Source organism: Actinoplanes sp. URMC 104 (genome assembly GCF_051386375.1).
Lineage (GTDB): Bacteria > Actinomycetota > Actinomycetes > Mycobacteriales > Micromonosporaceae > Actinoplanes.
Genome location: NZ_JBPQTO010000012.1, coordinates 141,585 through 168,531, shown reverse-complemented (window position 1 = coordinate 168,531; position 26,947 = coordinate 141,585). Strand labels below are relative to the sequence as shown.

34 protein-coding genes and 1 pseudogene are annotated in these 26,947 nt (G+C 73.9%); 15 read left to right on the top strand and 20 right to left on the bottom strand.

Going from position 1 to position 26,947, the window contains the following annotated elements; genetic code table 11:
* Window positions 1–390 precede the first annotated feature (390 nt).
* The 5 genes from ACSNN8_RS39700 to ACSNN8_RS39680 form a co-directional block, all read right to left on the bottom strand.
* Window positions 391–648, bottom strand: a complete 258-nt coding sequence (locus tag ACSNN8_RS39700; RefSeq protein ID WP_436655941.1) for a hypothetical protein — start codon at window positions 646–648, stop codon at window positions 391–393.
* Entirely contained in the window at window positions 639–1,454 is an 816-nt protein-coding gene (locus ACSNN8_RS39695; protein ID WP_436655939.1) for an FAD binding domain-containing protein, read from the bottom strand. The genes ACSNN8_RS39700 and ACSNN8_RS39695 overlap by 10 nt, the downstream gene beginning before the upstream one ends.
* Before the next feature lie 79 nt (window positions 1,455–1,533).
* Window positions 1,534–2,097, bottom strand: coding sequence for an NADPH-dependent FMN reductase (locus tag ACSNN8_RS39690; protein ID WP_436655937.1), 564 nt, complete (start codon window positions 2,095–2,097; stop codon window positions 1,534–1,536).
* Window positions 2,098–2,194: 97 nt separating this feature from the next.
* Window positions 2,195–3,961: an EAL domain-containing protein gene (locus tag ACSNN8_RS39685; RefSeq protein WP_436655935.1), complete on the bottom strand. Its 1,767-nt coding sequence runs from the start codon at window positions 3,959–3,961 to the stop codon at window positions 2,195–2,197.
* A gap of 20 nt (window positions 3,962–3,981) precedes the next feature.
* Window positions 3,982–4,800 (bottom strand): hypothetical protein, encoded by an 819-nt coding sequence (locus tag ACSNN8_RS39680; protein ID WP_436655933.1) that lies wholly within the window; start codon window positions 4,798–4,800, stop codon window positions 3,982–3,984.
* 61 nt (window positions 4,801–4,861) lie between these two features.
* Here ACSNN8_RS39680 and ACSNN8_RS39675 point away from each other — a divergent pair, with 61 nt between their 5' ends.
* Window positions 4,862–5,359 carry an LURP-one-related/scramblase family protein gene (locus ACSNN8_RS39675; protein ID WP_436655931.1) on the top strand — a complete coding sequence of 166 codons (498 nt, stop codon included), beginning with the start codon at window positions 4,862–4,864 and terminating at the stop codon, window positions 5,357–5,359.
* Window positions 5,360–5,362: 3 nt separating this feature from the next.
* Here ACSNN8_RS39675 and ACSNN8_RS39670 read toward each other — a convergent pair whose 3' ends face one another.
* The 4 genes from ACSNN8_RS39670 to ACSNN8_RS39655 all read right to left on the bottom strand — a co-directional run bounded on the left by ACSNN8_RS39670 (window position 5,363) and on the right by ACSNN8_RS39655 (window position 7,537).
* A complete protein-coding gene (locus tag ACSNN8_RS39670; protein WP_436655929.1) occupies window positions 5,363–5,902 on the bottom strand; it encodes a hypothetical protein in 540 nt (179 codons plus the stop codon).
* Between the two features lie 78 nt (window positions 5,903–5,980).
* Window positions 5,981–6,646: a lytic polysaccharide monooxygenase auxiliary activity family 9 protein gene (locus ACSNN8_RS39665; protein WP_436655927.1), complete on the bottom strand. Its 666-nt coding sequence runs from the start codon at window positions 6,644–6,646 to the stop codon at window positions 5,981–5,983.
* Window positions 6,647–6,836: 190 nt separating this feature from the next.
* Complete coding sequence (locus ACSNN8_RS39660) at window positions 6,837–7,154, bottom strand: hypothetical protein (RefSeq protein WP_436655925.1); 318 nt, start codon at window positions 7,152–7,154, stop codon at window positions 6,837–6,839.
* A gap of 56 nt (window positions 7,155–7,210) precedes the next feature.
* A complete protein-coding gene (locus ACSNN8_RS39655) occupies window positions 7,211–7,537 on the bottom strand; it encodes a hypothetical protein (RefSeq protein ID WP_436655923.1) in 327 nt (108 codons plus the stop codon).
* A 133-nt stretch (window positions 7,538–7,670) separates the two neighbouring features.
* Here ACSNN8_RS39655 and ACSNN8_RS39650 point away from each other — a divergent pair, with 133 nt between their 5' ends.
* The 3 genes from ACSNN8_RS39650 to ACSNN8_RS39640 all read left to right on the top strand — a co-directional run bounded on the left by ACSNN8_RS39650 (window position 7,671) and on the right by ACSNN8_RS39640 (window position 9,782).
* Complete coding sequence (locus ACSNN8_RS39650; RefSeq protein ID WP_436655921.1) at window positions 7,671–8,213, top strand: YsnF/AvaK domain-containing protein; 543 nt, start codon at window positions 7,671–7,673, stop codon at window positions 8,211–8,213.
* 79 nt (window positions 8,214–8,292) lie between these two features.
* Complete coding sequence (locus tag ACSNN8_RS39645) at window positions 8,293–9,687, top strand: OFA family MFS transporter (RefSeq protein ID WP_436655919.1); 1,395 nt, start codon at window positions 8,293–8,295, stop codon at window positions 9,685–9,687.
* The gene (locus ACSNN8_RS39640) at window positions 9,684–9,782 is read left to right on the top strand and encodes an MFS transporter small subunit (RefSeq protein ID WP_436655917.1); all 99 of its coding nucleotides are present in this window, start codon (window positions 9,684–9,686) and stop codon (window positions 9,780–9,782) included. The genes ACSNN8_RS39645 and ACSNN8_RS39640 overlap by 4 nt, the downstream gene beginning before the upstream one ends.
* 71 nt (window positions 9,783–9,853) lie before the next feature.
* On the opposite strand, the gene ACSNN8_RS39635 is transcribed toward ACSNN8_RS39640, so the two are convergent.
* The 5 genes from ACSNN8_RS39635 to ACSNN8_RS39615 all read right to left on the bottom strand — a co-directional run bounded on the left by ACSNN8_RS39635 (window position 9,854) and on the right by ACSNN8_RS39615 (window position 13,672).
* On the bottom strand, window positions 9,854–10,288 hold the full coding sequence (locus ACSNN8_RS39635; protein WP_436655915.1) for a VOC family protein: 435 nt from the start codon (window positions 10,286–10,288) through the stop codon (window positions 9,854–9,856).
* A gap of 23 nt (window positions 10,289–10,311) precedes the next feature.
* Window positions 10,312–11,724 (bottom strand): argininosuccinate synthase, encoded by a 1,413-nt coding sequence (gene argG / locus ACSNN8_RS39630; protein ID WP_436655913.1) that lies wholly within the window; start codon window positions 11,722–11,724, stop codon window positions 10,312–10,314.
* A 90-nt stretch (window positions 11,725–11,814) separates the two neighbouring features.
* Window positions 11,815–12,258 (bottom strand): lamin tail domain-containing protein, encoded by a 444-nt coding sequence (locus ACSNN8_RS39625; protein ID WP_436655911.1) that lies wholly within the window; start codon window positions 12,256–12,258, stop codon window positions 11,815–11,817.
* A gap of 146 nt (window positions 12,259–12,404) precedes the next feature.
* Window positions 12,405–12,743 (bottom strand): DUF1330 domain-containing protein, encoded by a 339-nt coding sequence (locus ACSNN8_RS39620; protein WP_436655909.1) that lies wholly within the window; start codon window positions 12,741–12,743, stop codon window positions 12,405–12,407.
* 59 nt (window positions 12,744–12,802) lie between these two features.
* Window positions 12,803–13,672 carry an alpha/beta fold hydrolase gene (locus ACSNN8_RS39615; protein ID WP_436655907.1) on the bottom strand — a complete coding sequence of 290 codons (870 nt, stop codon included), beginning with the start codon at window positions 13,670–13,672 and terminating at the stop codon, window positions 12,803–12,805.
* Window positions 13,673–13,792: 120 nt separating this feature from the next.
* Here ACSNN8_RS39615 and ACSNN8_RS39610 point away from each other — a divergent pair, with 120 nt between their 5' ends.
* Together ACSNN8_RS39610 and ACSNN8_RS39605 are read left to right on the top strand one after the other, a co-directional pair.
* Complete coding sequence (locus ACSNN8_RS39610) at window positions 13,793–14,146, top strand: ArsR/SmtB family transcription factor (RefSeq protein ID WP_436655906.1); 354 nt, start codon at window positions 13,793–13,795, stop codon at window positions 14,144–14,146.
* A complete protein-coding gene (locus ACSNN8_RS39605; protein ID WP_436655904.1) occupies window positions 14,139–14,789 on the top strand; it encodes an SRPBCC family protein in 651 nt (216 codons plus the stop codon). The genes ACSNN8_RS39610 and ACSNN8_RS39605 overlap by 8 nt, the downstream gene beginning before the upstream one ends.
* Here the strand turns inward: ACSNN8_RS39605 and ACSNN8_RS39600 are convergent.
* On the bottom strand, window positions 14,786–16,615 hold the full coding sequence (locus tag ACSNN8_RS39600; RefSeq protein WP_436656733.1) for an AfsR/SARP family transcriptional regulator: 1,830 nt from the start codon (window positions 16,613–16,615) through the stop codon (window positions 14,786–14,788). The genes ACSNN8_RS39605 and ACSNN8_RS39600 overlap by 4 nt on opposite strands.
* Here ACSNN8_RS39600 and ACSNN8_RS39595 point away from each other — a divergent pair.
* The 3 genes and pseudogenes from ACSNN8_RS39595 to ACSNN8_RS39585 form a co-directional block, all read left to right on the top strand.
* A pseudogene (locus ACSNN8_RS39595) lies at window positions 16,550–16,861 on the top strand (alpha/beta fold hydrolase); the annotation flags it as partial. The gene ACSNN8_RS39600 and the pseudogene ACSNN8_RS39595 overlap by 66 nt on opposite strands.
* A gap of 83 nt (window positions 16,862–16,944) precedes the next feature.
* On the top strand, window positions 16,945–17,247 hold the full coding sequence (locus ACSNN8_RS39590) for an alpha/beta fold hydrolase (protein WP_436656757.1): 303 nt from the start codon (window positions 16,945–16,947) through the stop codon (window positions 17,245–17,247).
* A gap of 30 nt (window positions 17,248–17,277) precedes the next feature.
* Complete coding sequence (locus tag ACSNN8_RS39585; protein WP_436655902.1) at window positions 17,278–17,982, top strand: RICIN domain-containing protein; 705 nt, start codon at window positions 17,278–17,280, stop codon at window positions 17,980–17,982.
* Here ACSNN8_RS39585 and ACSNN8_RS39580 read toward each other — a convergent pair.
* Genes ACSNN8_RS39580 through ACSNN8_RS39570 form a run of 3 tightly spaced genes read right to left on the bottom strand, consistent with a single transcriptional unit; the run spans window position 17,979 to window position 21,286 of the window.
* Window positions 17,979–18,632 carry a response regulator transcription factor gene (locus ACSNN8_RS39580; protein ID WP_436655900.1) on the bottom strand — a complete coding sequence of 218 codons (654 nt, stop codon included), beginning with the start codon at window positions 18,630–18,632 and terminating at the stop codon, window positions 17,979–17,981. The two genes, ACSNN8_RS39585 and ACSNN8_RS39580, sit on opposite strands and share 4 nt — an antisense overlap.
* Window positions 18,629–20,599, bottom strand: coding sequence for a sensor histidine kinase (locus tag ACSNN8_RS39575; RefSeq protein ID WP_436655898.1), 1,971 nt, complete (start codon window positions 20,597–20,599; stop codon window positions 18,629–18,631). Before ACSNN8_RS39575 ends, ACSNN8_RS39580 begins: the two co-directional genes overlap by 4 nt.
* 9 nt (window positions 20,600–20,608) lie before the next feature.
* Entirely contained in the window at window positions 20,609–21,286 is a 678-nt protein-coding gene (locus tag ACSNN8_RS39570; RefSeq protein ID WP_436655896.1) for a hypothetical protein, read from the bottom strand.
* A 145-nt stretch (window positions 21,287–21,431) separates the two neighbouring features.
* Here ACSNN8_RS39570 and ACSNN8_RS39565 point away from each other — a divergent pair, with 145 nt between their 5' ends.
* The gene (locus ACSNN8_RS39565) at window positions 21,432–22,427 is read left to right on the top strand and encodes a TIGR03617 family F420-dependent LLM class oxidoreductase (protein ID WP_436655894.1); all 996 of its coding nucleotides are present in this window, start codon (window positions 21,432–21,434) and stop codon (window positions 22,425–22,427) included.
* Here ACSNN8_RS39565 and ACSNN8_RS39560 read toward each other — a convergent pair.
* The gene (locus ACSNN8_RS39560; RefSeq protein ID WP_436655892.1) at window positions 22,358–23,299 is read right to left on the bottom strand and encodes an alpha/beta hydrolase family protein; all 942 of its coding nucleotides are present in this window, start codon (window positions 23,297–23,299) and stop codon (window positions 22,358–22,360) included. The genes ACSNN8_RS39565 and ACSNN8_RS39560 overlap by 70 nt on opposite strands.
* A gap of 118 nt (window positions 23,300–23,417) precedes the next feature.
* Between ACSNN8_RS39560 and ACSNN8_RS39555 the strand changes: the two genes are divergently transcribed.
* Window positions 23,418–24,176 carry a CDP-alcohol phosphatidyltransferase family protein gene (locus ACSNN8_RS39555; protein ID WP_436655890.1) on the top strand — a complete coding sequence of 253 codons (759 nt, stop codon included), beginning with the start codon at window positions 23,418–23,420 and terminating at the stop codon, window positions 24,174–24,176.
* Here the strand turns inward: ACSNN8_RS39555 and ACSNN8_RS39550 are convergent.
* Entirely contained in the window at window positions 24,166–24,543 is a 378-nt protein-coding gene (locus ACSNN8_RS39550) for a DUF427 domain-containing protein (RefSeq protein WP_436655888.1), read from the bottom strand. The genes ACSNN8_RS39555 and ACSNN8_RS39550 overlap by 11 nt on opposite strands.
* Window positions 24,544–24,862: 319 nt before the next feature.
* Here ACSNN8_RS39550 and ACSNN8_RS39545 point away from each other — a divergent pair, with 319 nt between their 5' ends.
* The 4 genes from ACSNN8_RS39545 to ACSNN8_RS39530 all read left to right on the top strand — a co-directional run bounded on the left by ACSNN8_RS39545 (window position 24,863) and on the right by ACSNN8_RS39530 (window position 26,927).
* Window positions 24,863–25,156, top strand: coding sequence for a hypothetical protein (locus ACSNN8_RS39545; RefSeq protein ID WP_436655886.1), 294 nt, complete (start codon window positions 24,863–24,865; stop codon window positions 25,154–25,156).
* Window positions 25,157–25,217: 61 nt separating this feature from the next.
* Window positions 25,218–25,697 (top strand): aminoacyl-tRNA deacylase, encoded by a 480-nt coding sequence (locus ACSNN8_RS39540; RefSeq protein ID WP_436655884.1) that lies wholly within the window; start codon window positions 25,218–25,220, stop codon window positions 25,695–25,697.
* Window positions 25,694–26,044, top strand: a complete 351-nt coding sequence (locus ACSNN8_RS39535; protein ID WP_436655882.1) for a UBP-type zinc finger domain-containing protein — start codon at window positions 25,694–25,696, stop codon at window positions 26,042–26,044. Before ACSNN8_RS39540 ends, ACSNN8_RS39535 begins: the two co-directional genes overlap by 4 nt.
* A gap of 64 nt (window positions 26,045–26,108) precedes the next feature.
* Window positions 26,109–26,927, top strand: a complete 819-nt coding sequence (locus ACSNN8_RS39530) for a metallophosphoesterase family protein (protein ID WP_436655880.1) — start codon at window positions 26,109–26,111, stop codon at window positions 26,925–26,927.
* Window positions 26,928–26,947 lie beyond the last annotated feature (20 nt).

Genomic DNA, 26,947 nt, shown 5'->3' with positions numbered 1-26,947 from the left:
TTGTGTCGGGTCGTGCCGAGGGAAGAACCGGCCGGGCTGGGCGGTGGCTGCGTCGGCTGGGCGGTGGCTATGTCGGGTCGAGGCGAGGGATGACGGGCGGGCCGAGCCGTGCTGGGTGGCCCTTGGGCCGAGAAGGCGGCTGCGCTAAGGAAGGCGCTGCGCTGAGAGGGAGACGGCGGCTGCGCCAGACTAGGCGGCCGGGGTGCGAGCAGCGGCGGCTGCGCCGGGGAGCAGCTGCAGCACGGGAAGCGGCGGGCGCCGGGGAGCAGCGGCAGCACGGGAAGCGGCGGGCGCTGGGGAGCAGCGCCGCTCGGGAAGGCGGCGGCCACAAGGAAAGTGGCGGGGCGCCCGGGGCGGCGGCTGCACTCCGAAACCGGCGGCTGCGCCAGGCTAGGGGGAGGCGACGCCGGGGGAGTGAGGGCGCTTGAGGCCGTCGACCTGGGAACCGTCGCACTGGACGGCCAGCATCAGGCACGCCCGGGTGAGTTCCCCGTCGAGCAGCACGCTGCACCCGGCGCACGTGCCGTCGGCACAGTCGAGGCGCACAGTGTGCAGGCCGCAGTCGTCGCGCAGGACGGCGCCCAGGGTGCGGGCCGGCTCGACGTCGAGGTCGTGGCGGGAGCGGCCGACGGTGAGGCTCACTCGCATGGGGTCAGTCCCTCCCGGGCCTGGGTGAGGGCCCGGCGGGTGAGCCGCTCGAAGGCGCGGCGCCGCTCGGGGGAGGCGGTGTCCACGGTGGCGGCGGCCTCCGCGGCGCTGGTGACGGCGGCGTCGGAGAAGGTGGTGCCGACGAGCGCGTTCTCGGCGGCGCGGGCGCGCACGGGGCAGGGGCCGGCGTTGACCAGCCCGATCGCGGCGGCGCTGACGGTGCCGTCGGTGACGGTGACGGCGGCCATCGCGGCGGCCTCGGCGAACTTGGCGTGGCGCTGCTCGGCGAAACCGGCGCCGGTGCCGTCGGGCAGGATCGGCACGCGCACCTCGGCCAGCAGCTCGTCGGGGCGGCGGACGGTGGAGTACGGCCCGGTGAAGAACTGCTCGGCCGGGACCGTGCGCACGCCGCCGGGGCCGAGCAGGTCGAGCTGCGCGCCGAGCACGGTGGCGGCGACCGTCCACTCCGCGGCCGGGTGGGCGTACGCCAGGCTGCCCAGCATCGTGCCGCGGGCGCGGACGGGCGGGTGCCCGATGTAGCGGACGACGGTGCGCAGCAGGTCGCCCAGCGCGCCGGTGACCGCGCCGGACTCGAAGGCGCGGTGCCGCACGAGCGGGCCGACCCGCAGCATCCCGTCGGCCTCGGTCAGCAGGCCGAACTCCGCCACCGCGTTGATGTCCACGACCCGGCGCGGGGTCGCCTCGCCGCTGGTCAGCTCCGGCACGAGGCTCTGCCCGCCGGCGAGCACCGCGGTCTGCCCGTCGGCGAGGGCGGCGATCACCTCTCCCGGCTCGCGTGCGGCCACGTACTCAAGGTCCCCGGATCCCATCGGCCCATGGTTACCCGCCGGCAGGACGGTCCGTCCTCCTCCGTTCGGGTGAACGTCAGCGGAGCGGCTGCAGGGCGGGGGCGACGCGGGCGAGTTCGTCCAGCATGGCGGTGGCGGCGCCGGTGGTGACGTCGGTGGGCTGGAACTGCCCGTCGTGGATCAGGCTGTGCACGAACGGGATGTTCACCGCGGCGGGGATCATGAACAGGCGCAGGGCGTACGCGGCCCCCTGCAGCGCGAGCGCCGACCGGGTGCCGGCCGAGACGCCGCCGTAGCTGACCACGCTGGCCGGCTTGTAGGCCCACTCCGCGTGCAGGTAGTCGAGCGCGTTCTTGAAGGCCGCGCCGAGGCCGTAGTTGTACTCCGGGATCACGAACACGATGGCGTCGGCGGCGTCGACCAGCTCGCTCCAGCGCTTGGTGTGCTCGTGCTGGTAGTTGCGCAGCCGCGGGTGGTGCGGCTCGTCGAACAGCGGCAGGTTCAGCTCGGCCAGGTCCGCGACGGTCACCTGGAACCCGCCGTGCGCCTTGGCCGCGTCGACGAACCACTCGGCGATCGTCGGCCCGATCCGGCCCGGCCTCGTGCTGCCGATGATCACCAGCAGGTTCGGCTCGCTCACGACGCGGCTCCCTTTCCTCGCCAGACAGACTATTTGCGTACGCAACATTAGCCGTCGGCGAGGAGGCGACGACCGCGAAGTCGGAAGTATCACATCCCTATGCTTCTCCGGCGCGGCCCCGCGGCGTGCCCTGATGCTGCTCGAGCAGCGCCTCGAGACGCTCCGCGGGCACCGCGGCGCCGAGCAGGTCGCCCTGGCCGAGACGGTACCCGGCGGTACGGGCGGCGTCCAGGTCGGCGGCGTCCTCGAGCCCGTGCGCGATCACCTCGAGCCCGAGCCGCCGGCCCAGCGCCACCGCGATGTCGACGACCGCGGGCTGCTCGAACACCTCACGGTCGATCTTCAACAGGTCGATGGGGAGGATCCGCAGCCGGCCCAGCGAGGTGGGCCCGGTGCCGAAGTTGTCCACCGCCGTGCGTACGCCCTGGGCCCGCAGGCGGCCGAGCTGCGCGGCCACGTCGGCCGTCGCCGGCTGGTGCGCCTCATCCCGTCCGTCGGAGAGGTGTCGCTCGGCGATCTCGATGACCAGCGCCGCGTGCGGCAGGTCGTGATCCTCCAGGGCGGTGTGCAGGCTCGCCTGGAACTGCGGGTCGACCAGCTCGCGCGGGCGCACGTCGACCGCCAGCCACAGCGACGGGTGCATGCGCCGCCAGTCGCGCAGCAGCCGGCACGAGCGGTGCAGCACCTGGTGCTCGATGCGGGCCAGCAGGCCCAGGTCCTCGGCCAGCGGCAGCAGCTCGGCGGCCGGCACCGGGCCCAGCGTGGGGTGACGCCACTCGGGCAGCGCTTCGATGCCCACCGGGCGCCGCCCGTCCAGCTCGACGATCGGCTGGTAGCGCAGGTCGATGTCGCCGCGGTCGACGGCCCCGGGCAGGTCCTGCTCCAGCGTGGAGCGGCGCAGCAGGCGGGTCTCCATCTCGGCCTCGTACCACTCCACGCCGCCGGGCGGCCCGGAGCGCACCGAGCGCAGCGCCAGCGCGGCCCGGCGGACGACCTCGTCGGTGTCGCCCGTCACGTCGGCCAGCCCGGCCCACGCCGACAGGTGCGCGACCGTGCCGCCGGCCAGGTAGGGCGCGGACAGCGCGTTGACCAGCTGGCCGGCGAGCAGGTGCGCGCGGACCGCGCCGTGGTGGGTCAGCACCGCGAACCGGATCTCACCCACCCGCGCCGGGACGTCGGCGGCCGGCACCCGGCTGCGCAGCCGGCGCGCCGCCTCCACGAGCACCACCTCGGCCAGGTCGCGGCCGTGCACGTCGCCGACCGCGGTCAGGCCGCCCAGCTCGACCACGATCATGGCGGCGGCGTCCGGGATCAGCTCCGCGGCGCGCAGCAGCCCCTCCCGGTTGGCCAGCCCGGTCTGCCGGTCGAGGTGGGTGGCCTGCCGCAGCGCCTGCTCCAGGTGGCGCATGTTGGTGACGTCGCGGATGTGCACGACCAGCGTGTGCTGCGGCTCGGCCGGGTCCGCGCCGTTGGTGGTCCACTCCGTCTCGCGCCACCGGCCGAAGCCGTCGCGCACCCGCACCGGCAGTCCCTCCCGCGCGGGGGCGTCGCGGTCGGCCATCCGCGCGACCAGGTGCTCGTGGACCGCCTCGACCTGGTCGGGGTGTACCAGCACGGACACCGCGCGGCCGAGGACCTCCTGGTCGGAGAGCCCGAACTGGCGGGCCGCGGCCGGCGACTGCCAGCGCACGGCCAGGTTGGCGTCCAGGATCATCGCCACGTCGGCCGAGCCGAACATCAGGCTGCGCAGCCGGTTGCCCTGGTCGGTGAGGTGCCCGGCCTGGCGGCGCAGCGCCACCGCGGACACCCATTCGCGGGCGGCCACGGCGGCGATCGCGATCGCGCCCAGCACGATCGACTCCACGTCGAGGCTGCCGCCGGTGATCAGGTGTAGACCGTCACCACGGCCGCCCCGAGGATCGGCAGGGTGAGCAGCGGGATGTTGACGGACGGCTCGGTGCCGGGCGGCGGGACCGCGCCCTCGTCGGGGGAGATGCGCACCGACCCGTGCCAGAGGGCGGCCGCGGCGACGTCGACCGCGGCGCCGGCCGCGAGCCCCGCGATGGCCGCGTTCGGGTCCCCCGGATGGTCCTGCGCGATGACCAGCGCGGTCAGCCCGACGAGCGAGAGCGCCGCGGCCGGCCCGCACCACTGCAGCGCCGCCCGGTGCCGCAGCGCGTGGACGCCGGCGACCGCGGCCGTGGCGGTGGCCGCCGACCCGATCAGCAGCGCGGTGATCGACGCGCCGCGCTCCTCCCGGTGGTTGAACAGCAGCATCCAGCACGCGAACATCAGGCACGCGGTCAGGCCCAGCCCGTCGAGCCCCACCCGCAGCCGGGCCAGCACGTCGCGGCGTTGCTGCGGGCGCAGCAGGGCGGCCAGGTAAAGCCCCGTCACGAGGAACAGCGTCACCAGCGGGATCTCCGCCGCGAGCGGGACGCCACCGACGGTCGCGCCGGGCGCGGCCACGACGGCGATGCCGCTCGCCAGCCCGGCCGCCGCCGTGAGCCCGACGCCGCCGGCCAGCGCCAGCACCCGCAGCCGGGGCCCGGCCGCCCGGCCCGCGACCGCGTCGCGCACCATCCGCGCCGCGACCGCCCCCGAGCACGCCGCCAGCAGAGCCGCCACGGCGGCCGCCGGCAGCAGCGCCGAGCCGGCGATCAGCGTGACCACGGCGAGGATCGCGGGCACCACGAACACCACCGGACGATCCTGTCACCCCGGGCCGCGGCGTCCCATCCATGGGTCGGTGGATACTCGGCTCATGTTTGTCATCAGAGAGAAGTTCTTCTCCATCGGCGACGACTTCGACGTGCTCGACGAGCACGGCGCCAAGGTGTTCCACGTCGACGGCAAGGTGTTCAGCGTCCGCAACCAGGTGGTCATCGAGGACCCGGCCGGGCAGGAGCTCGCCACGGTGCACCGCCATCTGGTGGCGCTGCGGCCCACGTACGAGATCCGCATCGGCGGCGAGAAGGCGGCGGAGGTCCGCAAGAAGCTGTTCACGCCGTTCCGGGAGCGGTTCACCATCGACGTGCCCGGTCCCGACGACCTCGAGATGAAGGGCAACCTGCTCGACCACGAGTACGTCATCGAGCGCGACGGCCACGAGGTGGCCGCCGTCTCCAAGCGCTGGCTGACGGTCCGGGACACGTACGCCGTGCAGGTCGCGCCGGGCATCGAGCCGCTGCTCATCATCGGCAGCGTGCTGGCCCTCGACCTGGCCCTCGACCGCGACGACGACGACGACAAGGCGGAGTAGGGATCACAGGCCGGCCGCGGCGTCGTAGCGGCGGCGCAGGTCGGCCATCTCGGTGCCGGTCAGCGCCTCCTTCTGCGCCGCGTCCGCGTACCGGGCGGGGAACATCTGCCGCAGCCGGTCGGCGAAGGGCACCTTCTCGGTCGCCTCGACCACCTGGATGCCCACCGGGTCGGTGGTCAGGTCGAGGATGACCGGGCCGGCGAGCTTGACGGCCACGTCCCAGGGGCGCTTCTGCTCGGCGACCCCGCAGAGGTGGAACCCGTAGACCGTACGGACCTCGGCGAGATCGGCGGCCCCGGCCGGCTCGTGGCCGTAGACGCGCACCCCGCAGACCACCGGCGGCGCCTGCTGCTCGGTGCTCGCGTGCTGGGCGTGCTGGTGCTGCTCGGGGCTCGACTGTTCGAGCGTGGCCCGCATCCGGTTCGCGATGCTGGTCTGCAGGTCCTCCTCCGGGGCGCCCCGGTCGCTCAGGGCCGCCGCGCCGGCCGACACCGTCAGCAGGATCGCCGCCACTCCCACGTAGCGGTTGCGGTACCACGCCATGCTCGCCTCGCACCTCGTTCGGGGGTCGTCGGGTCGGTCCGGCCCGGGGCGTCGGCGGACGCCCCGAGCCGGGGGCGGTCAGGAGAACGTGACGTCGCTGCACCACATGTAGGCCTGGTCGAGGTGCGAGGCCTGCCAGATGACGAACAGGATGTGGTGCCCGGTGTAGCCGGACGTCGAGACGTTGAACGAGATGTTCTGCGCCGGGGCGTACCGGCCGGTCTGCGTGATGAAGTCGAGGTTGCCCCAGCCCAGCTTCTGGGTGGCCGGGTTGAACCCCTGCTTGCTGACGTAGACCCGGAAGTAGTCCGCGCCGTGGCTGGCCTGGTCGTACAGCCGGACCGTGAAGTTGCGGGCGATGGCGGTCGTGCGCCACGCGCCCGGCTGGTTCAGGCTGTCGTTGCGGGCCAGGCCGTTGCTGCACAGCTGCCCGTCGGGGGTACGGGCCTGGAACTGGCCGCCGAGGCCGTCGCGCAGCGCGCTCATCCAGTTCCACATGGTGTCGGGATTCGCCTGGAACGCCCGGTAACACATGGGGTCCTGCTGTTGCATGGCCGGGTTGGTGTGCTGGCTGCCCCAGGCCTGCCAGCACTGGTAGGCGCGGGTGGCCGGGCTGACGATCGTGCCGTGGGCCTGGGCCGTGCCGTTCCAGGTGAGCGTGCTCGCCACCAGCGCGAGCAAGACGACGAGCACCCGGACGGAGCGGTTGCGCCGGTGGGACCGACTGACCTCGTGGGGATGCACGGTAGTCCTCCATTCTTCGGCGTTCGGGGATTTGGGAGCGCTCCCGGCCACAGCATTGCACCATTGCGTCCGTATATCAACGGATGTCGATCTATCGGTTAACAGTGGAGGGTGCGGCCATCAGTCTGTGGTGGTCCAGTGACAGCTCACGCGCGACCGCCGGCCGGCGGATCCAGGGGGGCGGCCGTGCTCAGCGGAGCGTGGCCGCCGCGCGCCGGACCAGCGAGGCGAGCACCTCGGCGTACGTGGGCGGCACCTCGACGTCCAGCACCACGTCGTCCGGGCCGGGCTCACGGACGGTGAAGGTGAAGAACGAGCAGCACGCGCTCTCCCGGGCGGTCAGATCCCGTACGCGGTCGGCCGGCCCGGTCAGCCGCAGCCGAGCGGTGGTCGCGGTGAGCAGCTTCGCCTCCCGCAGGGCGGCCGCGAACAGCTCGTCGAACTCCGCCAGGCGCAGGGGGATCTGCGCCGTCGGCAGCGTGCAGGCATCCGGAACCTCGTACGACATGGAGGACCTCCTCGTCCCACGGTAAGCCCTGTATCCGGGTACCGGGTGCGACCCGATCAGCCGATCAGCAGAGCCACGATCGCCCCGGCGGCGACCAGCGCGAAGCCGGCGATCAGGGCGAGCCGGCGGACCGGGCGGCCGATCGCGAGCCCGGCGACGCCGGTGAGCAAGCCCAGCAGGACGGCGGCGGCGGGCACGGGCCTCGCCCAGCCGGGGCCGTCGGCGGGGCAGAGCATCTGGCCGGAGTCGCCGATGCAGCTGGTCGACATGAGGTCGGCCGACGCCAGCAGCGTGCCCGCGGCAAGCAGGAACAGCACGGCGAAGGCGCCGACGGAGGCGGCCGGGCTGCCGTACCGCGTGCCCGCCCGTTGTCCGGATCTCATCACGGCCCGCACAGTACCGTGACCTCGCACGCGGCGGTTCCCACGATGGTGGGCGTGGACGCCGGCGTTCCGGATAGCGGGCGGGAATGTGGGTAACGGATGCTCACCAAGCGATGAGGCTTTCGGAGGCACCGTGGACACCGCAGGGATCGAGACCATGACCACCCGCCGGCTGCGTGAGCTCGTGGCCGGCAAGGGGGTGCACGGGGCGGAGCAGATGGACCGGGAGCAGCTGATCGAAGTGCTGCGCGCCGGCGGCGACGACGCGATGACGCGCTCGGAGGAGCAGCTGCTGGTCGGCACCGAACTGTGGGAGACCGGCCGGGCGCGGCTGCGCAAGTTCGTGGTGACCGAGGACGTGCAGGTCACCGTCCAGGTGCGGCGCGAGGGCATCCGGCTGGAGCGGATTCCGATCGCGGAGGGTGACCAGCGCCCGGTGGAGGACCCCGACGTCTTCGGGCCCGCGGAGGTGTTCGGCACCGAGGAGGGCGGGGTGGTCTACGAGATCACGCTGCACGAGGAGCGGCCGGTGGTCACCACGGAGATCGTGCCGGTGGAGCGCGTGCGGCTGGCGAAGGTGGTCGAGGTCGACGACCACGTCGTGTCGGGCGAGGTGCGCAAGGAGCGGATCGAGACCGACCTGCCGGGAGAGGCGCCCCGAGTTCTTGGAAGTTGAAGTTTCGAGTTGCCGGGGTGCCGGGCAGGGTTGACCATGAGGGTCGATCTTTACCGCCCACAGGTGGGAGGCGCCCCCGTTGTCTCTTCTCTCCCGGCTCGACCGCTCACGTTCCGTGGCGCCGCCCGGCTTCAGCCGCTGGCTGATCCCGCCCGCCGCCCTGTCGGTGCACCTGTGCATCGGCCAGGTCTACGCGACGAGCGTCTACAAGAACTCGTTCGTCGCGCACTTCGACACCTCCCAGACCGCGATCGGCATCATCTTCAGCATCGCGATCGTCATGCTCGGCCTGTCGGCGGCCGTCGGCGGCACGTGGGTGGAGGCGAACGGCCCGCGCAAGGCGATGTTCGTCTCGGCCTGCTTCTGGGCGGCCGGCTTCGGAGTGGGAGCGCTCGGTATCGCCACCAAGCAGCTGTGGCTGGTCTACCTCGGGTACGGGGTGATCGGCGGCATCGGCCTGGGCATCGGCTACATCTCGCCGGTCTCCACGCTGATCAAGTGGTTCCCGGACCGCCCGGGCCTCGCCACCGGCCTGGCGATCATGGGCTTCGGCGGCGGCGCGCTGATCGCCAGCCCGGCCTCGCGCCAGCTGCTGTCGTTCTTCGACGACAACTACGACCCGAGCGTGGCCACCTCGGTCGCCTCGGGCGGCGCGCTGGTGGCGCTGTTCCTGACGCTCGGCATCGCATACTTCGTGATCATGATGTTCGGCGTCGCCAACATGCGGGTGCCCGCCGACGACTGGAAGCCCGAGGGCTGGGATCCCGCGTCGGTCAAGCAGAAGTCGCTGGTCACGACCGCCAGCGTGTCGGCCGCGAACGCCATCCGCACGCGGTCGTTCTGGTTCCTGTGGGTCGTGCTGTTCTGCAACGTGACCGCCGGCATCGGCATCCTCGAGCAGGCCAGCCCGATGATCCAGGACTTCTTCCGCGACAACGGCGTGTCCAGCGTCAGCGTCGCCGCGGCCGGCGGCTTCGTGGGCGTGCTGTCGCTGTTCAACATGGCGGGCCGGTTCGCCTGGTCGTCGACCTCCGACGTGATCGGCCGCAAGCCGATCTACATGCTGTACCTCGGCGTCGGCCTGGTCCTCTACCTGCTGCTCGCCACCGTCGGTGACGCCGCGACGCCGCTGTTCGTGATCCTGGCCGGCCTGATCCTGTCCTTCTACGGCGGCGGCTTCGCGACGGCCCCCGCGTACCTGCGGGACCTGTTCGGCACCTATCAGGTCGGCGCCATCCACGGCCGCCTGCTGACCGCCTGGTCCGCCGCGGGCGTCGCCGGTCCGCTGATCATCAACGGCTTCCTCGACGCCGAGGGCAAGCCGGGCTCGCTGACCTCGTCGGCGTACCAGCCCGCCCTGTTCACGATGGTCGGGGTGCTGGCCGTCGGCTTCGTCGCGAACCTGCTGATCCGGCCGGTTCCCGAGCGCTACCACGAGCCGGCCCGGCCGGTGGAGAAGGAGGCGGCGGTATGAGCGCCCGTCTAGTGCTGTCCTGGCTGCTGGTGGCCGTGCTGCTCGGCTACGGCATCATCCAGACCGTGATCACCGCGGCCAAGCTGTTCGAGTAGGTGGCGGTCGGCTGCCCGGGCCCGCGCCGCGAACCCGGGCAGCTCTGCCTCCTCCGGCTGGAAACTCCTGCTCAGTCGAGGCAGAACTCGTTGCCCTCGACGTCGTGCATCACCTGGCAGGACTCGTTCACCCCGTCGGCGAGCAGCAGCTGCCCGCGGGTGGCGCCCAGCCCGACCAGGCGGGCGGACTCGGCCTCGAGGACGGCCAGACGGTCCGCGCCGGTGAGGCCGGTGCCGACCCGCACGTCGAGGTGTACCCGGTTCTTGACGACCTTTCCCTCGGGTACGCGCTGGAAGAACAGCCGCGGGCCCACGCCGGTGGGGTCGACGCACGCGAAGGCCGCACCCCGGCGCTCGGGCGGCAGCGAGCGGTCGAAGTCGTCCCAGCCGGCGAAGCCCTCCGGGGGCGGCGGGACGACGTACCCGAGCACCTCGCACCAGAAGCGTGCGACGCGCTCGGGCTCCGCGCAGTCGAAGGTGACCTGGAACTGCTTGACCGACGGCATCGGCCCACCCTAGTGGACCGTGATCAGTCGGTGCCGGACTCCATGGCGGCCTGGTCGAGCAGCTCGTCCTCGGCGGGCACGGCGCCGCGCGAGGCGATCTCCTCGGCGCCGCCGGCGGGCAGCGCGCCGACCAGCCCGGACGGGGCGCCGACCATGCCGAGGCGGGCGTACTGCTCGAGCTTGGCGCGGCTGTCGGCGATGTCGAGGTTGCGCATCGTCAGCTGGCCGATCCGGTCGGCGGGGGCGAACGCCGGCGTCTCGGTGCGCTCCATCGACAGCTTGTCGGGGTGGTAGCTGAACGCCGGGCCCGTGGTGTTGAGCACGGAGTAGTCGTCGCCGCGGCGCAGCCGCAGGGTCACCTCGCCGGTGACGGCGTTGCCGACCCACCGCTGCAGGGACTCGCGCAGCATCAGCGCCTGCGGGTCGAGCCACCGGCCCTCGTACATGAGCCGGCCCAGCTTGCGCCCCTCGGTGTGGTAACTGGCGACCGTGTCCTCGTTGTGGATGGCGTTGACGAGCCGCTCGTACGCGATGTGCAGCAGCGCCATGCCCGGCGCCTCGTAGATGCCCCGGCTCTTGGCCTCGATGATCCGGTTCTCGATCTGGTCGGACATGCCCAGCCCGTGCCGGCCGCCGATCGCGTTGACCTCCAACACCAGGTCGACCGCGGAGCCGAACTCCTTGCCGTTGACCGTCACCGGGCGGCCCTCGGCGAAGCCGATCGTCACGTCCTCGGTCGCGATCGCCACCTCGGGGTCCCAGAACCGGACGCCCATGATCGGGTCGACGATCTCGATGCCGGTGTCGAGGTGCTCCAGCGACTTGGCCTCGTGCGTGGCGCCCCAGATGTTCGCGTCGGTCGAGTACGCCTTCTCGGTCGAGTCGCGGTAGGGCAGGTCGTGGGCGAGCAGCCACTCGCTCATCTCCTTGCGCCCGCCGAGCTCGGTGACGAAGGTCCGGTCCAGCCACGGCTTGTAGATGCGCAGCGACGGGTTCGCCAGCAGCCCGTACCGGTAGAAGCGCTCGATGTCGTTGCCCTTGAACGTCGAGCCGTCGCCCCAGATCTGCACCTGGTCCTCGAGCATCGCCCGCACGAGCAGCGTGCCGGTGACGGCCCGGCCCAGCGGCGTCGTGTTGAAGTAGGTGCGGCCGCCGGAGCGGATGTGGAACGCGCCGCAGGCCAGGGCGGCGAGCCCCTCCTCGACGAGGGCCGACCGGCAGTCGACGAGGCGCGCGATCTCGGCGCCGTACGCGATGGCGCGGTCCGGCACGGAGGTCACATCGGGCTCGTCGTACTGGCCGATCTCGGCGGTGTAGGCGCACGGGACGGCGCCCTTCTCGCGCATCCACGCGACCGCAACCGACGTGTCGAGGCCACCGGAGAAGGCGATGCCGACGCGCTCGCCGACCGGGAGGGAGGAGAGAACCTTGGTCACGCTCTAGATTATGCACCATCCCGCATTTTCATGCGAGCGCCACCCCGAACGGGTCACGAAAGGCCGGGCCCGGGGCCCGGCCCTCGCAGGTCAGCACTTGGTGGTGGCGACCTTCTTCCACGTGCAGGTGTCCATCGTCGCGCCCGAGGGGCTGCGCAGGGTGGCGGTGTCGCCGGTGTTGTTCCAGATGTAGTTGCCCGAGCCCCAGTAGTAGTGCCCGGCGGGCGAGCCCTGCGTGCCCTTGCCGGTGTGGACGGTGAACGTCCCCTTCTTGGGCAGCGTGATGGCGCCGAACTTGATCACCTTGCCGGCCGCGTCCCTGACCGACCAGTTCTTGAGGCTGACCGGCTTGTCGAGCTGGTTGGTGAGGCGGAAGTACTCCTTGTTGAGGCTCGCGGCGCTCCGGTTGTCGGTGCCGGGCGAGTCGACGTAGACGTACGTGAACAGCACCGGCTTGGTGGCGGCGGCCGCCGGAGCGGCGCCGATGCCCAGCACCGCGGCGGACACGGCCAGGGACGCGACGAGGTTTCGCATTGATCTCTCTCCTGTGCTGAAGGTCGATGACCTTTGTAGCGGAGAGCCGCCGCGCGGCACCTTCGTGCGAACGGCCGTCGGCGCCTGCCCGTGTGGCGCCCGTGCCGCCCCGATTCGCCGGTCCCCAATGGACGGCCGGCGATCCCCTAGCCGGCGGCCCGCAGGGCCGCGGCGGTGGTGCGGGGGTCGTAGCCGGGGGCGACTCCCGGCACGAGGAGGGTGTCGGCCTCGATGTGCCGGGTGCGCAGCGGCTTGATCAGCTCGTAGGCGGGGGAGGAGTACCAGGCCCGCGCGGCGGCCAGGTCGGGGAACTCGATGATGACCACGGTGCCCGGCCAGCGGCCCTCGACGACCTCGACCTCGGCGCCGTGGACGAGGAACCGGCCGCCGTACGGGTCCATGGTCTCCTGGATCCGTTCGATGTACTCCACGACGTCGTCGTTGGCGGTCGGCGTGCGCAGGTGGGCGAGGGCGTAAGCAGTCATGCCCCGATCCTGCGCACGCCGGCGCCGCCGGTCGATTACCCCGGAGGTAAGCGGCCGGCCTACGCGCGGGCGGCGTTGGCAGCGATCGCGTCGACCACCGTCGCGTGCAGGGCCTGCGGCAGGTCGTGGCCCATGCCGGGGATGACCAGCAGCTCGGCGCCGGGGACGGCGTCGGCGGTGGCGCGGCCGCCGCTCACGTCGATCAGCGGGTCGGCCTCGCCGTGGATCACCAGCGTCGGCACGGACACCGAGCGCAGCCCGGCCGTCCGGTCCGGCGACGCGAGGATCGCCGCGTACTGGCGCTGGGTCCCCTCGGGGCGGAAGCTGCGGTCGAGCTTGGCGGCCGCGCGCTGCCGCAGCCACTCGTCGGAGGCGGGGTAGCCGGGCGAGCCGATGATCCGCGACGTGGCGACGGCGCCGGCGAGGATCTCCTCGCGGGACTCCGCGCGCGGGCGCATCAGGGCGGCCGCGGCCTCGGGGGTGGGGCGTCCGACCGTACGGTCACCGGTCGTCGACATGATCGAGCAGAGCGACGCCACCAGGTCGGGGTGGTCGATCGTGAGCTGCTGCGCGATCATGCCGCCCATCGAGGCGCCGACCACGTGCGCGCGGGCGATGCCCAGCTCCTTGAGCAGCCCGGCGGCGTCCGCGGCCAGGTCGCCCAGCAGGTACGGCACGGTGGACGGGTCGCCGCCGAGGATCGCCCGCACGTCCGGCACGCCCAGCTCGTCGAACGAGGTGGACAGGCCCGCGTCGCGGTTGTCGAAGAGCACGACGTGGAAGCCGCGCGAGGCCAGCGCCGACACGAACTCGGCCGGCCAGTCGATGAGCTGCGCGCCCAACCCCATGATCAGCAGCAGGGCCGGGTCGTCCGGGTCGCCCACCGTCTCGTACCGCAGATCGATCCCGTTGGCCCGCACATCCGGCACCGTGGTTCCCCCTCCGTCGCGTCAGACGATCAGCATGCCCCATGAGCGTCGGCGCGGCATCGGCGGAACCACCAGTTTCAGCTCTGGCTTATATAAGCGCAACCTGATAACGTACGGCTCGTGCACGCGTTCGACGTTCTCGGCGACCCGGTCCGGCGGCGGATCCTCGAGCTGCTCGCCGAGGGGGAGCAGACCTCCGGGGCCATCACCGGCGTGATCCGCGCCGAGTTCGGCATCTCGCAGCCGGCCGTCTCGCAGCATCTGCGGGTGCTGCGCGACAACGGCTTCGCGACCGTGCGCCCGATCGGAGCCCGGCGTCTCTACGCGGTCGACGACACCGCGCTGCGCGAGGCCGACGCCTGGCTGGCGCGCTTTCGACGGTTCTGGGCTCCCCACCTGGCCGCCATGGCGACCGAGGTGGCCCGCGGCAAGAGGCAACGACGACTCGCAGACGAGGGGAAACACGATGATTGACGTCAGCACGCAGATCAGCGCGGTGCGCCGGGAGCTGGGCACCCGCACGCTCGAGGCCGGCGAGGCGCGCGTCTCCACGATCAGCCAGGTCTACGACACCGACATCGACGACCTGTGGGACGTGGTCACCAACCCCGAGCGCATCCCGCGCTGGTTCCTGCCGATCGAGGGCGACCTGCGGGAGGGCGGCCACTACCAGATCACCGGCAACGCGAGCGGCACGGTCTCGAAGTGCGACCGGCCGCGCGGCTTCTCCGCCACCTGGGAGTTCGGCGGCCAGGTGAGCTGGATCGAGGTGCGCCTGACCCCCGAGGGCGAGGGCACGCGGTTCGAGCTCGAGCACGTCGCGCACGTCGCCGACGAGTGGTGGGACCAGTTCGGCCCCGGCGCCACCGGCGTGGGCTGGGACGGCGCGCTCTACGGGCTGGCCAACTACGTGGCCGACCCGTCGTCCACGCCGGCCGACCCGGCGAAGATGGCCACCTGGCACGAGACGCCGGAGGGCCGCACGTTCTACCGCCTGTCGAGCGACGCGTGGGTCGCCGCCTCGATCGCCGCCGGCACCGAACCGGCCGCCGCCAAGGAGGCCGGCGAGCGCACGTACGGCTTCTACACCGGCACCGGGCCCGGCGCGGGCAGTTAGAGGTAGTCGTCGACCGGGCCGGCGGTCAGCATCCCGCTGCCGGCCCCGGCGATCTGACCGGCGGCGGGCTCGAGCGCGGCGCGGGCCCGCCGGAGCGCCTGTCCATCGCCGAGCGCCCGGGCGGCCCGCGCGACCAGGCACCACAGCGCCTCGCACAGCAGGTCGGCCGGCGGCTCGGGCACGTCCCGCAGGGCCCGGCGAGCTTCGGCCGTACGCCCGTCGCCGAGCAGCAGCAGCGGACGCGCCCACGGCTCGTACGGTCCGAAGTCGAGCGTCGGATCCGGCTCGCCCAGGCACAGCAACGCGAGCGCGAGCAGCCCGTGCTCGACTCCCGGCATCCCCGCGCCCGCGAGCCGGGCGGCGGCGGCCCGGAACGCCGGCTCGGCGCCCTCGCACATGGCCCGGTACCACTGCGTGAGCACGGCCACCAGCGGCAGCTCGTGCGCCGCGCCCAGCCGGTCGGCGGCGGCCGCGTGCTCGTCGGCGCCGCGGAAGTCGCCCAGCGCCGAGCGCGCCTGCATCCGGATCAGACGACCCAGTACCTCGTACGTCACCAGGCCGTGCCGCCCCGCCAGCGCGGTCAGCTCGGCACCGATCGCGTCACGCTCCGGCGCCAGGCCGCACCGGTGGCAGCTCTGCATGAACAACCCGTTGAGCGCGAACGCCAGCAGCGCCGGGTCGTCCAGCCGGCGTGCCGTCGCCACGGCCTCGCGGGCGCTGTCGAGGGCGTCCGGGTCCCGCTCGCCCCGCGTCTCGAGGGCGATCGTGGCGAGCAGCCGGGCCCGTGCCGCGCTCGCCCCGGCGGGCAGGGCAGCGAGCGTCCGCACGGCAGCGCCGACCACCGCGCGGGCCTGCGCCGGGTCGTCGGAGCGCGGCCAGCTGGCCGGCACGTCGTACGCCCCGATCACCCGCGCGGTCAGCGCCGGATCGCCGAGCTGCTCGGCCGCCTCGATCGCGGCCGTCCGGTGCCGCCGCGCCGCCTCCAGCCCGCCGCCCCCGGTGACGGCCAGACCGCGCAGCAGCCCCACGGTCGAGTCGAGGCGCGCCCGGGCCGAGGCCGCGACGATCCGGTCGTAGTCGGCCGCCGCCGAGGCCCACACCGAAGCCGCGGCCGGCACGAGGTGCTCGGCGCGGCGCAGGATGTCGGACTCCAGCCGGCCCAGCGCCGGCCCCGGGTCGAGACCCAGCCGGTCGGCGAGCTGCTCGCGGGCGCGCCGCAGCACCGCCAGCGCGTCGCCCTGCCGGTCCGCGCGGTAGAGCGCGAGGGCGAGCAGCCGCCACGCCTCCTCCCGCCAGGGATGCTCGGTGACGTGGGCGTCGAGGTCCGCGACCGCCCGGGCGTGGTCGCCGCCTTCGATGCGGGCCTCGGCCAGCAGCTCGACGGCCCGCAGCCGCAGCTCGGTCAGGCGGGCCCGCTCGGCGACGGCCCACGGCTCGTCCGGGAAGTCGGCGTACGCGGGACCGCGCCACAGCCCGAGCGCCTGCTCGAGGTGCTCCGGCGCCGTGCTCAGCCGCTCGAAGCGCCACGCGTCCACGGCGTCCGCGGCGGCGCGCAACGCGTACCCGGGCCCCTCGGTGACCAGCAGCGCCGGGGGAGTGCGCGGCGCGCGGTCCGGCTCGAGCGCCCGGCGCAGCGCGGCGACGAACGTGCGTACGGCCGAGATCGCGCCCTCGGGCGGAACCGGCCACAGATCGTCGACCAGGTGCCCGACCGGGACGACCCGCCCGCGCGCCACGATCAGCCGGGCCAGCACGGCGCGGTGGCGCGGCCCCTTCAGCGCGATCGGGTCGCCCGCGGCGGTCCAGGCGGTGACCGGGCCCAGCACCCCGAAGCCGATCGTCACCCGGTCACGGTACAGCGCGCCGACCTGGCCGCCGACCACACCGTGATCTGCCCCGACCTGCGCGGCTACGGCGCCGGCAGCAAGCCGGCCGAGGCCGGGCCCGAGACGTACTCGAAGCGGACCATGGCCCGCGACGTCGTGCGCCTCGCGGAGGAGCTGGGGTACGACCGGTTCGCGCGCGCCGGGCACGACCGCGGCGCGCTGGTCGCGATCCGCGCCGGCCTCGACCACCCCGCCCGCGTCACCCACCTGGCCTCGCTCGACGTGCTGCCCACCTGTGGACCCGGGACCCGTCCGCCGTACCGCCCGAGGTGCGGGCCGCCTACCTGGACGCCTGCCGCGCGGCGGTGCCGTCGATCGTCGCCGACTACCGCGCCTCGGCCGGCATCGACCTCGAGCACGACCGGGCGGACCGCGCCGCCGGCCGTACCCTCGGCATGCCCGTGACCGTTCTGCAGCAGGACTGGGGCGTGATGCTCGGATTCGACGCGGCCGCGCTGTGGCGCGCGTGGGCGCCGGATCTGCGGCACCTGCCCGTGTCGTGCGGCCACTTCATGGCCGAGGAGGCCCCCGAGGTCGTGACCGCCGCGTTCCGGGACCTCCTCCAACGCTGACAATCGGGACAAATCGGATAGGGTGGCGGAATGCTTCGCCGTTCCGCCCTCTTCGCCGCCCTGCTCACCGCCGGCCTGCCCGCCGTGCTCGCCTCCCAGCCCGCCGCGGCCTCCCCGGCGCTTGCCACTTTCGGCCGTTATGAGCCTGTCGCCTTCCGGGCCCACGACGAGCCCGCCGCTGCAGCCCTCCCGGCCCGCGGCGAGCGTGCCGGGCTCGACGCCCGCATCGGGGGCGCTGCGGTGCCGGTGACCGGGGCCGGCGTCCGGAGCGGGCGCCGGGCCGGTGTGCCGGCCGGAGTGGGGCGGGGTGGGCCGGTCGACCTGGTGGGACTCGACTTCCAGGTCGTGAACGCGGCCAGCAAGTGGTGCCTGACGTCGGGCCTCACGGAGTTGCCCTGTGCGACCACGACCCCGTACCGCTGGCGCTTCAGGCCCGTCGGCGCGGCCGGGCGGTTCGAGATCCTCAATGTGCGCACCAGCACCTGCCTCGCCGTGCCCGCGGGCTCGACTGTGGAGGGTGCCCGGGCCGGCCTGGCGCCCTGCGCGGCCGTTCCGGCGCGCCGGTGGCAGCTGCGCGACTCGCTCGGCGAGACGGCGAAGGTGGTGAACACCGCATCGGGCAAGTGCCTGCAGATCGAGAGCGGCGTGGCGGTGCAGGGCTCGTGCGCCGGCGACCAGGGCTCGCGCCGGTGGACCGTCCGGGTGCTCGGCCTGCCGATCCCCGGGGTGCGCTAGGCGTCGTCGCCCAGCCCGGCCCGGCGGGCGCGGACGATCGCCTGCGCGCGGTCCTCGACGCGCAGCTTCGTCACCACGTTCGAGGTGTGGTTGCGGACCGTCTTCTCGCTGAGGTGCAGCCGGCGCGCGATGGCGGCGGTGGTCAGCCCGTCGGCGACCAGCCGGAGCACTTCCAGCTCCCGGTCGGTCAGCTCGGGGAACGGCCGCGCCGCGCGCCCGCCCACGGGCGCCGCGGCGAAGTAGCCCAGCGCCCGCGCGGCGATGCCCGCGCCGAACACCGCCTCCCCGGCGGCGACGGCGACGACCGCCCGGACGATCTCCTCCTGCTCGCCGCCCTTGACGAGGTAGCCGCGGGCGCCGGCCCGCATGGCCGTGAACAGCGACTCGTCGTCGTCGAGCATCGTCAGCACGAGCACCGCCGTGCCCGGGACGCCGCGGGCGATCTCCCGGGTGGCGTCGACGCCGTTCAGGCCCGGCATGTGCAGGTCCATGAGGACCACGTCGGCCGCGCCCTCGCGGGCCGCCGCGACGGCCGCGGCGCCGTCGGCCACCTCGCCGGTGACGACGACCTCCGGGGTGCCGGACAGCGCGGCCCGCAGCCCGCACCGGAACACCGGATGGTCGTCGGCGATGACGACGCGCACCGTCATGACCCACCTCCGGAGCGGGGGAGCGGCAGGCAGGCCCGCACGACGGTTCCGCCGCCGGCGCCGGGCGTCACGACGGCGGTGCCGCCCACCTCGGCCGCGCGCTCGGCCATCGACCGCAGCCCGACCCCCGGAGCGGGCGGATCGGGGATGCCGACGCCGTCGTCGCGGACCTCGAGCAGCAGCGCGTCGTCCACGACCGACAGGCACACGGTGCAGTCCGCGGCCCGGGCGTGGCGGGCGACGTTCGTGACCGCCTCGAGCGCGATCCGGTAGGCCACGAGCTCCACGTGCGCGGGCGCCGCGAGCCGGTCCGGCGCGTCCACCCGTACGTGCAGGGCTCCCTCGCTGCGGATCGTGACAGTGTCGGCGTAGCCGTGCAACGCGGCGACCAGGCCCAGGTCGAGCGCGGTCGGGTGCAGGTCGGCGACCAGCCGCTTGACGTCCTCGAGGCTGTCGCGGACCTCGGCCTCCAGCGTGCCGAGCAGGTCACGGCTCGCTGCCGTGGTGGCGGCACGCCGGGCCGCGCCCAGCCCGAGGGCGACGCCGGCCAGCGTGGGGCCCAGGCCGTCGTGCAGGTCGCGCCGGATGCGGTGCCGTTCGGAGTCGCGGGCGCGGACGGTGCGGTCGCGCGAGCGGCGCAGGTCGTGGGTGAGCCGCACCCCGTACGCGGCCGGCCCGATCTGCTCCGCGAAGACGTGCAGCAGCTGCTCGTCCGCCGGGTCGAGGCGCGCGCGGCTGCTGGGCGGCCCGACGGAGAGCGTGCCGACCCCGGTGCCCGCATGGGTCAGCGGGAGGTCCACAGTGGTGGCCGGACGGGTGCCGTGGGTGGCGGCCGGCTCGGCCTCACCGGCGAGCGTGACCGCGGCGTACGGCAGCCGGAGCGCGTCGGCGACGGCCCGCACCACCACGGGCAGCACCTCGTCGGGCGCGATCGTCGCCGACAGCTGCCGCCCGAGCCGGGTCAGCGCGGCGTACGGGTCCCGGTCCCGGCCGTAGAGCAGCCGGTCCACGCCGCGCTGGACGAGCACGCGCGCGGGCGCCAGCCCCAGCGCCACCACGACCGCGGCGGCCACCGCGCCCGCGCCCTCGCCGCCGGCCCGGGTGGAGCCGAGCCCGACCGCCAGCCCGAACAGCCCCGCGACCGCGCCGGCGAGCACGATCGAGACGAGCGTGCGGCTCAGCAGCCGGTCGCCGTCGAACAGGCCGTGGCGCAGCATCGCCACGCCCAGCCCGGCCGGGAACAGCGCCCAGCCCACGAGCGGGAACACCGGGCTCACCGGATCGAGCAGCTGGCCGAGCACGCCGACGAGCAACGCCACGCCGAACCAGCCCAGCCGGCGGCGCTCCGCCGGAGTTGCGCGCCGCAGCCGCCCCAGCAGGGCGGCCCCGCCGAGCAGCCCGCAGGCCAGCGCCGCGAGCTGCAGGGCCGTCGCGACGGCGTCCGAGGCGGGCAGCCGCAGCGGGACGTCCCACGCCGGATACGGCGGCTGCGGCGGGTCGAGGAGCCAGGTCGCCACGAAACCCGCCGCCGACACCAGGAACCCGGCCCGCACCAGCGCCCGCCGGCGCGGCGAGGCCGGCAGCCCGTCGGGGAACAGCGGGATCACCAAGGCGAGCGCGAGGACGCCGCCGGGGAACCAGATCCGCTCGCCGACCATCCCGGCGAGGCCGGCCAGCGGCGGGGCCGGCCGCCGGGCGGCGTAGGCGGCGCCGAAGGCGGCGAGGGCCTCCAGCAGGCCGACGGTCAGGAAGACCCAGCCGAGGGCGTGCGCCGGCCGGCGCCACAGCACGACCGCGCCGACCGCGCCGAACGACACCGCGACGAGCACGCCGACGAGGTCGTGGCCGGCCACCAGGGCAGCCGGCGCGGACCCGTTCGCGACCATCAGCGCGGCCGCCAGCACGGCCGCGGCTGCGGTCACGCCCGCCGCCGCGGCCGTCAGGAGGTGCAGAGCCGGCCGGTTCACGGACGTGCCTCACTGACGCGCTTGGGAGAACCGTACGCCGGTCCGGTCCGCCGGGGCAGATGCCGGCGCCGCCCGGGTCAGCGAGCGCCCCGCCAGCCCCCATGCCAGAAGCATCGGCAACAGGCCCGCCCCCATGGCGATCAGCATGCTCAGCCCGAAGAACAGCGGCAGCCACGCCGCGAGCAGCACCGCGGTCGCCCGCGGGCGGAACCCCCGGCGGTACAGCACGACGCCCAGGACCGACGAGCCGGCGAGGCCGAGCAGGACGGCCGGAATGCCCAGGTAGGCGAACGACTCGTCGCGCCACGGCGTGAAGTAGTCCCCGAGCACCGAGACCGCCATGAGCCCGTACGCCGTCAGCACCACCCGCCACGCCCAGCGCTCGGCGCCGGTGGGCTCGCGCCGGCGGCGGACCAGGACGGCGCAGGCCACCGCGGCGAGGATCAGCGGGGTCCAGAGCCGCCCGTACGTGGTGTAGACCGTCTCGCTGTCCGACCACGACAGCAGCGGCCGCAGCCCGTCGGCGGCGGGCTCGGCCCAGGCCCGCACCACCGGGCTGTCCAGGTCCGGCGCGCCGTCCGCCGTCGCGAACCGGCTCAGCGCGTGAACCGGCGCGAGGGCCAGTCCGAGCCAGGCGCCGGCCCAGGCGCAAACGCCCACCACGCGCTCGGTCGTCCGTACGTTCATGATTCCTCCCGCAGTCGCCGGCGGCGCTCGTCGCCGCGTGCCGTCACGGTGCGGCGGGAGGTGTCCCGGGCACATCGGCATCCGTCCCGGCGTCGGCGGGACGTCCGCGACCGGCGACCGGGCGGGGAGGTGCTATAGCTGTCCCATGCTGGTTGACTTCGCCGCCGACGTCGCGGCCACACCGATGCAGGTCGAGGCCGCCGCCGTGGCCGCGGAACGGGACGGCTACGACGGGTTCGGCGCCGCCGAGACCAAGCACGACGTCTTCCCGGCGCTCGCGCTGGCCGCCCGCGCCACCTCGCGCATCACGCTGCAGTCGGCGATCGCCGTGGCGTTCGCGCGCAACCCGATGAGCGTCGCGGTGCTCGCCAACGACCTGCAGCTGATCAGCGAGGGCCGCTTCCAGCTGGGCCTCGGCTCGCAGGTGCAGGCGCACATCGAGCGCCGCTTCGCGATGCCGTGGAGCCGGCCCGCGGCGCGCATGGAGGAGTTCATCGGCGCGATCCGGGCGATCTGGCAGGCGTGGGGCGGCGGCCGGCTGGTGTTCCGCGGCGAGTTCTACCGCCACACGCTGATGACCGACTTCTTCAACCCCGGCCCCAACCCGTACGGCACCCCGCCGATCCTCCTCGCGGCCGTGGGCGAGCACATGACCCGCACGGCCGCCCGGGTCGCCGACGGGCTGCTGGTGCACCCGCTCACCAGCGCCGCCTACCTCGACCAGCGCACCCTGCCGGTGCTGCGCGAGGTCCGCGGCGGCCTCGACGGCTTCACGGTGAGCCTGTCCGCGATGGCCGTGCTGGGCGAGGACGAGGCCGCCCGCTCGCGCGCCGAGCAGGCGGTGAAGGGTCAGATCGCCTTCTACGGCTCGACGCCGGCGTACCGGCAGGTGCTCGAGCTGCACGGCTGGGGCGAGCTCGCCGACCGGCTCAACACGCTGTCGCGCCGCCAGGCGTGGGACGAGATGACCGCGCTGATCAGCGACGAGGTCCTCGACACGTTCGCCGTCACCGGGGACGTCGCGGCGAACCTGCGCGCCCGCTTCGGCGCTCTGGTGGACCGGATCTCGCTCTACACCCCGTACGACGTCGACCCGGCCCTCAAGGCGAGCTCGTCACCCAGGGTGGCGACCGAGCCCTGAGCCGCCGCCGTTGCCAGCGAAGGCGTGCCGCCGTACAGGCTCCACCGCAGGAACGCAGCGGTGGTGGCGCTAACCGCGGGAAAGGCGGCGGCGTCGATCTGGTGGCCGCCCTCGGTGACCGACAGCATCGCCCGCGACCACGGCACCGCTTCGAAGACGGTGCGTGCGGCGGCGTACCGGACGGTGGTGTCCCGGCGGCCGTGCACGAGGAGCAGGGCCGCGGCGGGGCCGGTGAACGGCGTGCCGAGGAAGTCGGTGCCCGCGATCAGGATGCCGGCCCGGAGCCGTTCGTCGCGGTGGGCGCTGAACAGGCCCGCCGTGGTGATGCCGCCGCCCGAATGCCCGGCGGCGGCGAGCCGCGCGGTGTCGACCCGCCCGCGCAGCGGCCCGCGGGCGGTGTTGCGTTCGACGATGCGGCTGAGCACCTCAGACGCGTCCTGCGGCTGGTTCACCAGGTCGTACGCATTGAACCGCGACGTGCCGAGCGCGGTGTGCGGATAGCGCGGCGCGGCCACGATGAGACCGCTGAGGGCCCAGCTCACCAGCAGCGACGCGTAGTCGTCCGGCTGCGAGTGCAGCCCGTGGTTGAACAGCACCACGGGGTACGGCACGGGGCCCACCGGATACCAGACGCGCGTCGGCAGCGCCCGCCCGTCGCGGGCGAACGAGTAATCATGGCGCGCAACCGTCCGTACGGGTCCGGGCGCCTGGCCCGGTTCCGGCACGTACGGGGTGACCGCGCGCGCCGCCAGCGTCGAGTTCTTCGTCGACGAGAGCACGGTCCGCTCGGCCGCGGAGGCCACCCCGGCCTTCACCGCCAGCCCGCCCGCCGTGGCCGCCGACATGCCCAGCAGCAGAGTTCGTCTTCGCACGGGCCCACGCTGCCGCGCCCGCCTGTGCCGGCGGCTGCCCGCGCCTGTGGATAGCCGATGCGGGTAGTTTTCCGGCTTTCGGCGGGAACGCGCGCGTGGCCGTTGCTGTGATGGCCGCATGCACAGCTACCCGTTGGCCGTGGTCCGGGCGCGCACCTACAGGAGCCTCGACGCGTGGTGGACCGTTCTGCTGGCCGACCCGCTCGCCTCGCGGCTGGTGTGGCGCGCCCAGCCGTACCGCTGGATCACCCCGGATCGGCTGGGCGGCCTGGCCGCCGCGCTCGCCGTGGCCGCCGCGCTGTGCTTCGCCGTCGGCGGCCGCGGGTGGCTGGTCGCGGGCGCGCTGCTGTTCCACCTCGGGTTCGTCGCCGGCCGCACCAGGGCGGGGCTGACCCGGCTGCGGGGCGGCGGCACGGTGCTCGGCGGCTGGTACGACTTCATGGCCGACCGGCTGCGGGCGGTGCTGTGCGCGGCCGCGCTGCTGGGCGGGCAGTACGCGCAGACCGGCCGTCCGCTCCACCTGTGGCTCGCGGTGTGGGTCGTCGGGCTCGACCTGCTGCGCTACCTCAACGCCGCCCAGATGGCCGGGATCCGCGCCCGGCTGCCCCGGCCGGTTCCGGCAGCCCGCGGCGTCGGGGCGGTCCTGCGCGCCCACCGCATCCGGACGCACCTGGTCAGCGGCGTCGAGTTCGAGATGGCCGTCTTCGTCCTCGCGCCGCTGACCGGGTGGATCGCCGGCGCGGTCGTCACCGCGGGCGTGCTGCTGATCCTGTTCGAGGTGCGCCTGGTGCTCGACGTGTGCCGCGAGGCACGCCGCCCGGCCGTGGCGGGCGTACCGGAGCCCCGCGTCGTCCTCGTGCCCTCGATCAGCCGGTGATCTCGATCGCGTCGACCCGGTCCGGGTAGAACGCGACGTGGTCCTTGATCTGCGAGACGGCGTCGTACGGCTCGCGGTACTCCCACACGGCGTCGACGGCCTTGTCGCCGCCGGCCGGGATCGAGTAGTAGCTCGCCTCGCCCTTGAACGGGCAGTAGCTGCCGGTCGACGTGCGCTCGAGCAGCGACGTGTCGACGTCGGCCAGCGGGATGTACGGCACGGCCGGGTACGTGGACTCCTGCACCGACAACGCGTTTCGCGTGTCGGCGACCACCTTGCCGCCCACCCGCACCACGACGCGCTGGGGGTTCGGCGTGATCGTGATCGGGTGGTCGGGGCCGGGCAGCTTCACGGGACGGTCGGACATCTCTCCTCCAACGGTTTCTGCGATCTGCTCTCCAGCATCACCCTTCCCGCTGCGCGTGGCGCATATCGCGGGTGTCGCGTCAGCCACGCCACGGTTTTCCGGACGGATATCCACCGAGACCTCCCCCGAACGGCCCAAAGGCCGTCATTGCCGCATGCCGGGCCGGGCCCGCGTGGTGATCTGACAGGGCACCAATCGGCTCGAGGAAGGGTGAACCATGAAAGCGGCAACGCGGATTCTGACACTCGCGGGACTCGGCCTGATGACGGGCGCGACGCTCGGGGCCGCTCCGGCCATGGCGTCGACATCCGCACCAGACATGACGGCCCGGGCGGCCACGACCACGGCGGACCAGCCCCGCCGCGATCGCGAATGGGTGGTCGGCTACTTCGACTCGCGACGCGACTGCGAGCGGGTCGGCCGGTTCGGCGAACGCCGGGACCGGTGGGACGAGTACGACTGCGACCGGGTCTTCTGGGGCCCGCGCCGCGGCGACTGGAGGCTGACCGTCGAGCGCAGCTGGGGCGACGACGATCACTGGGGCGACCGCGACCGCGACCGTGACCGCGATCGTGACCGTGACCACCACGACCGCGGTGGCGACGACGACTGACCGCCGTACCCTCGCCCAGGCCACACCCCGCGCGGGTGTGGCCTGGCGCTATGTTGATCACATGTCGAGCAACCCCGCCGAGGCCGCGGCCACGGCCCTGGGCCTGAGCGTCGAGCTGCTGCGCCACGGCCCGGTGAGCAGCGTCGCCGAGGCCGCGCAGGCGCAGGGCGCCGAGGTCCGCGACCTGGTGAAGACCCTCGTCGTACGGCGGGCCGACGACGACTACGTGTTCGTGCTCGTGCCCGGCGACCGTTCGATCTCGTGGCCCAAGCTGCGCGCGCTGCTCGGCGTCAACCGGCTGTCGATGCCCGACGCGGCCACGGCCAAGGCGGCCACCGGCTACGAACGCGGCACGATCACCCCGTTCGGCTCGGCCCGGGCGTGGCCGGTGATCGCGGACTCCCGTACGCGGAACCGCACGATCCACCTCGGAGCGGGCGAACGGGGCGTGGGCCTGCGGGTCGCGGTCGACGAGGCGGTCGCGGCGCTCGGCGGCACGTTCGCCGATGTGACCGACGAGGCGGTAGGTTCTTCGGCGTGACGAACCCTCAGGCGATCCAGCCCGACGTTCCGCCGTCGGGCACCGGCTGCGTCGAGTGCCTCGAGCACGGCGGCTGGTGGTTCCACCTGCGCCGCTGCGCCCAGTGCGGGCACATCGGCTGCTGCGACACCTCACCGGCGCAGCACGCCACCGCGCACTTCCGCGAGACCGGCCACCCGATCATCCAGTCGTTCGAGCCCGGCGAGGACTGGTACTGGGACTACTCGACCGAGCAGAGCGGCAGCGGGCCGGAGCTCGCCCCCGCGACGAGCCGCCCCGAGGACCAGCCCGTGCCCGGCCCGGCCGGCAACGTCCCGCCCGACTGGCGCTCCAAGCTCAACCGCTGAGAGCAGGCCACCGGCCGCCGCGTGGACCGTTCGCGGGGCGCGCACGGCCGATAGCGTCACTCCGATGAGGATCCTGCATCTGTCGGACACGCATCTCGCCCGCGACCCCGGCCCCAACGCCGACGGCATCGACGCTCGCGACTCGCTGCGGCGCATCCTGGCCGGCTGCTCGCAGCTGGCCGGCCTCGACGCGGTGCTGGTCACCGGCGACGTCGCCGACGACGGCAGCCCCGAGGCGTACGCCGACGTGAGCGCGTTGGTCGGCGCCTTCGCCGCCGAGCGCGGCATTCCCGCGCTCTACACCACCGGCAACCACGACGAGCGCAAGGCGTTCGCGGCTGCCTTCGGCGACGACCTGCTCACGGTCACCGAAGTCCGCGGACATCGGATCGTCACGCTCGACACGCTCGTGCCCGGCAAGGTGTCCGGATGGCTCGGCGACGACCAGCTCGACTGGCTGCGCGGCGTGCTGGCCGCACCGGCGCCGAACGGCACGGTGCTGGCGTTCCACCACCCGCCGATCGCCTTGCCCGGCGTCTGGTTGCAGGAGAAGTTCGGGCTGCTCAACCCCGGGGCGCTGGCCGACGCCATCCGGGGCAGCGACGTGCGGCTGATCCTCACCGGTCACTACCACCTGCAGCTGTTCGGCATGCTCGAGTCCGTGCCGGTCTGGGTGACGCCCGGCGTGATCAACCGGGTCGACCTGACCGCGCCGCCCGGCGCCGAGCGGGTCGTCCGCGGCGCCTCGGCCACGCTGGTCGACCTCGCGACGCCGCACTCCCCGCTGCTGCACGTGCTGCACGCGCTCGACCCGCACGCCGGCGAGGTGGCGCACGAGCTGAGCCCCGCCGCGACGGCCGAGCTGTTCAGCAGCTTCGAGTAGGCCGGTCCCGGGCTGGACGA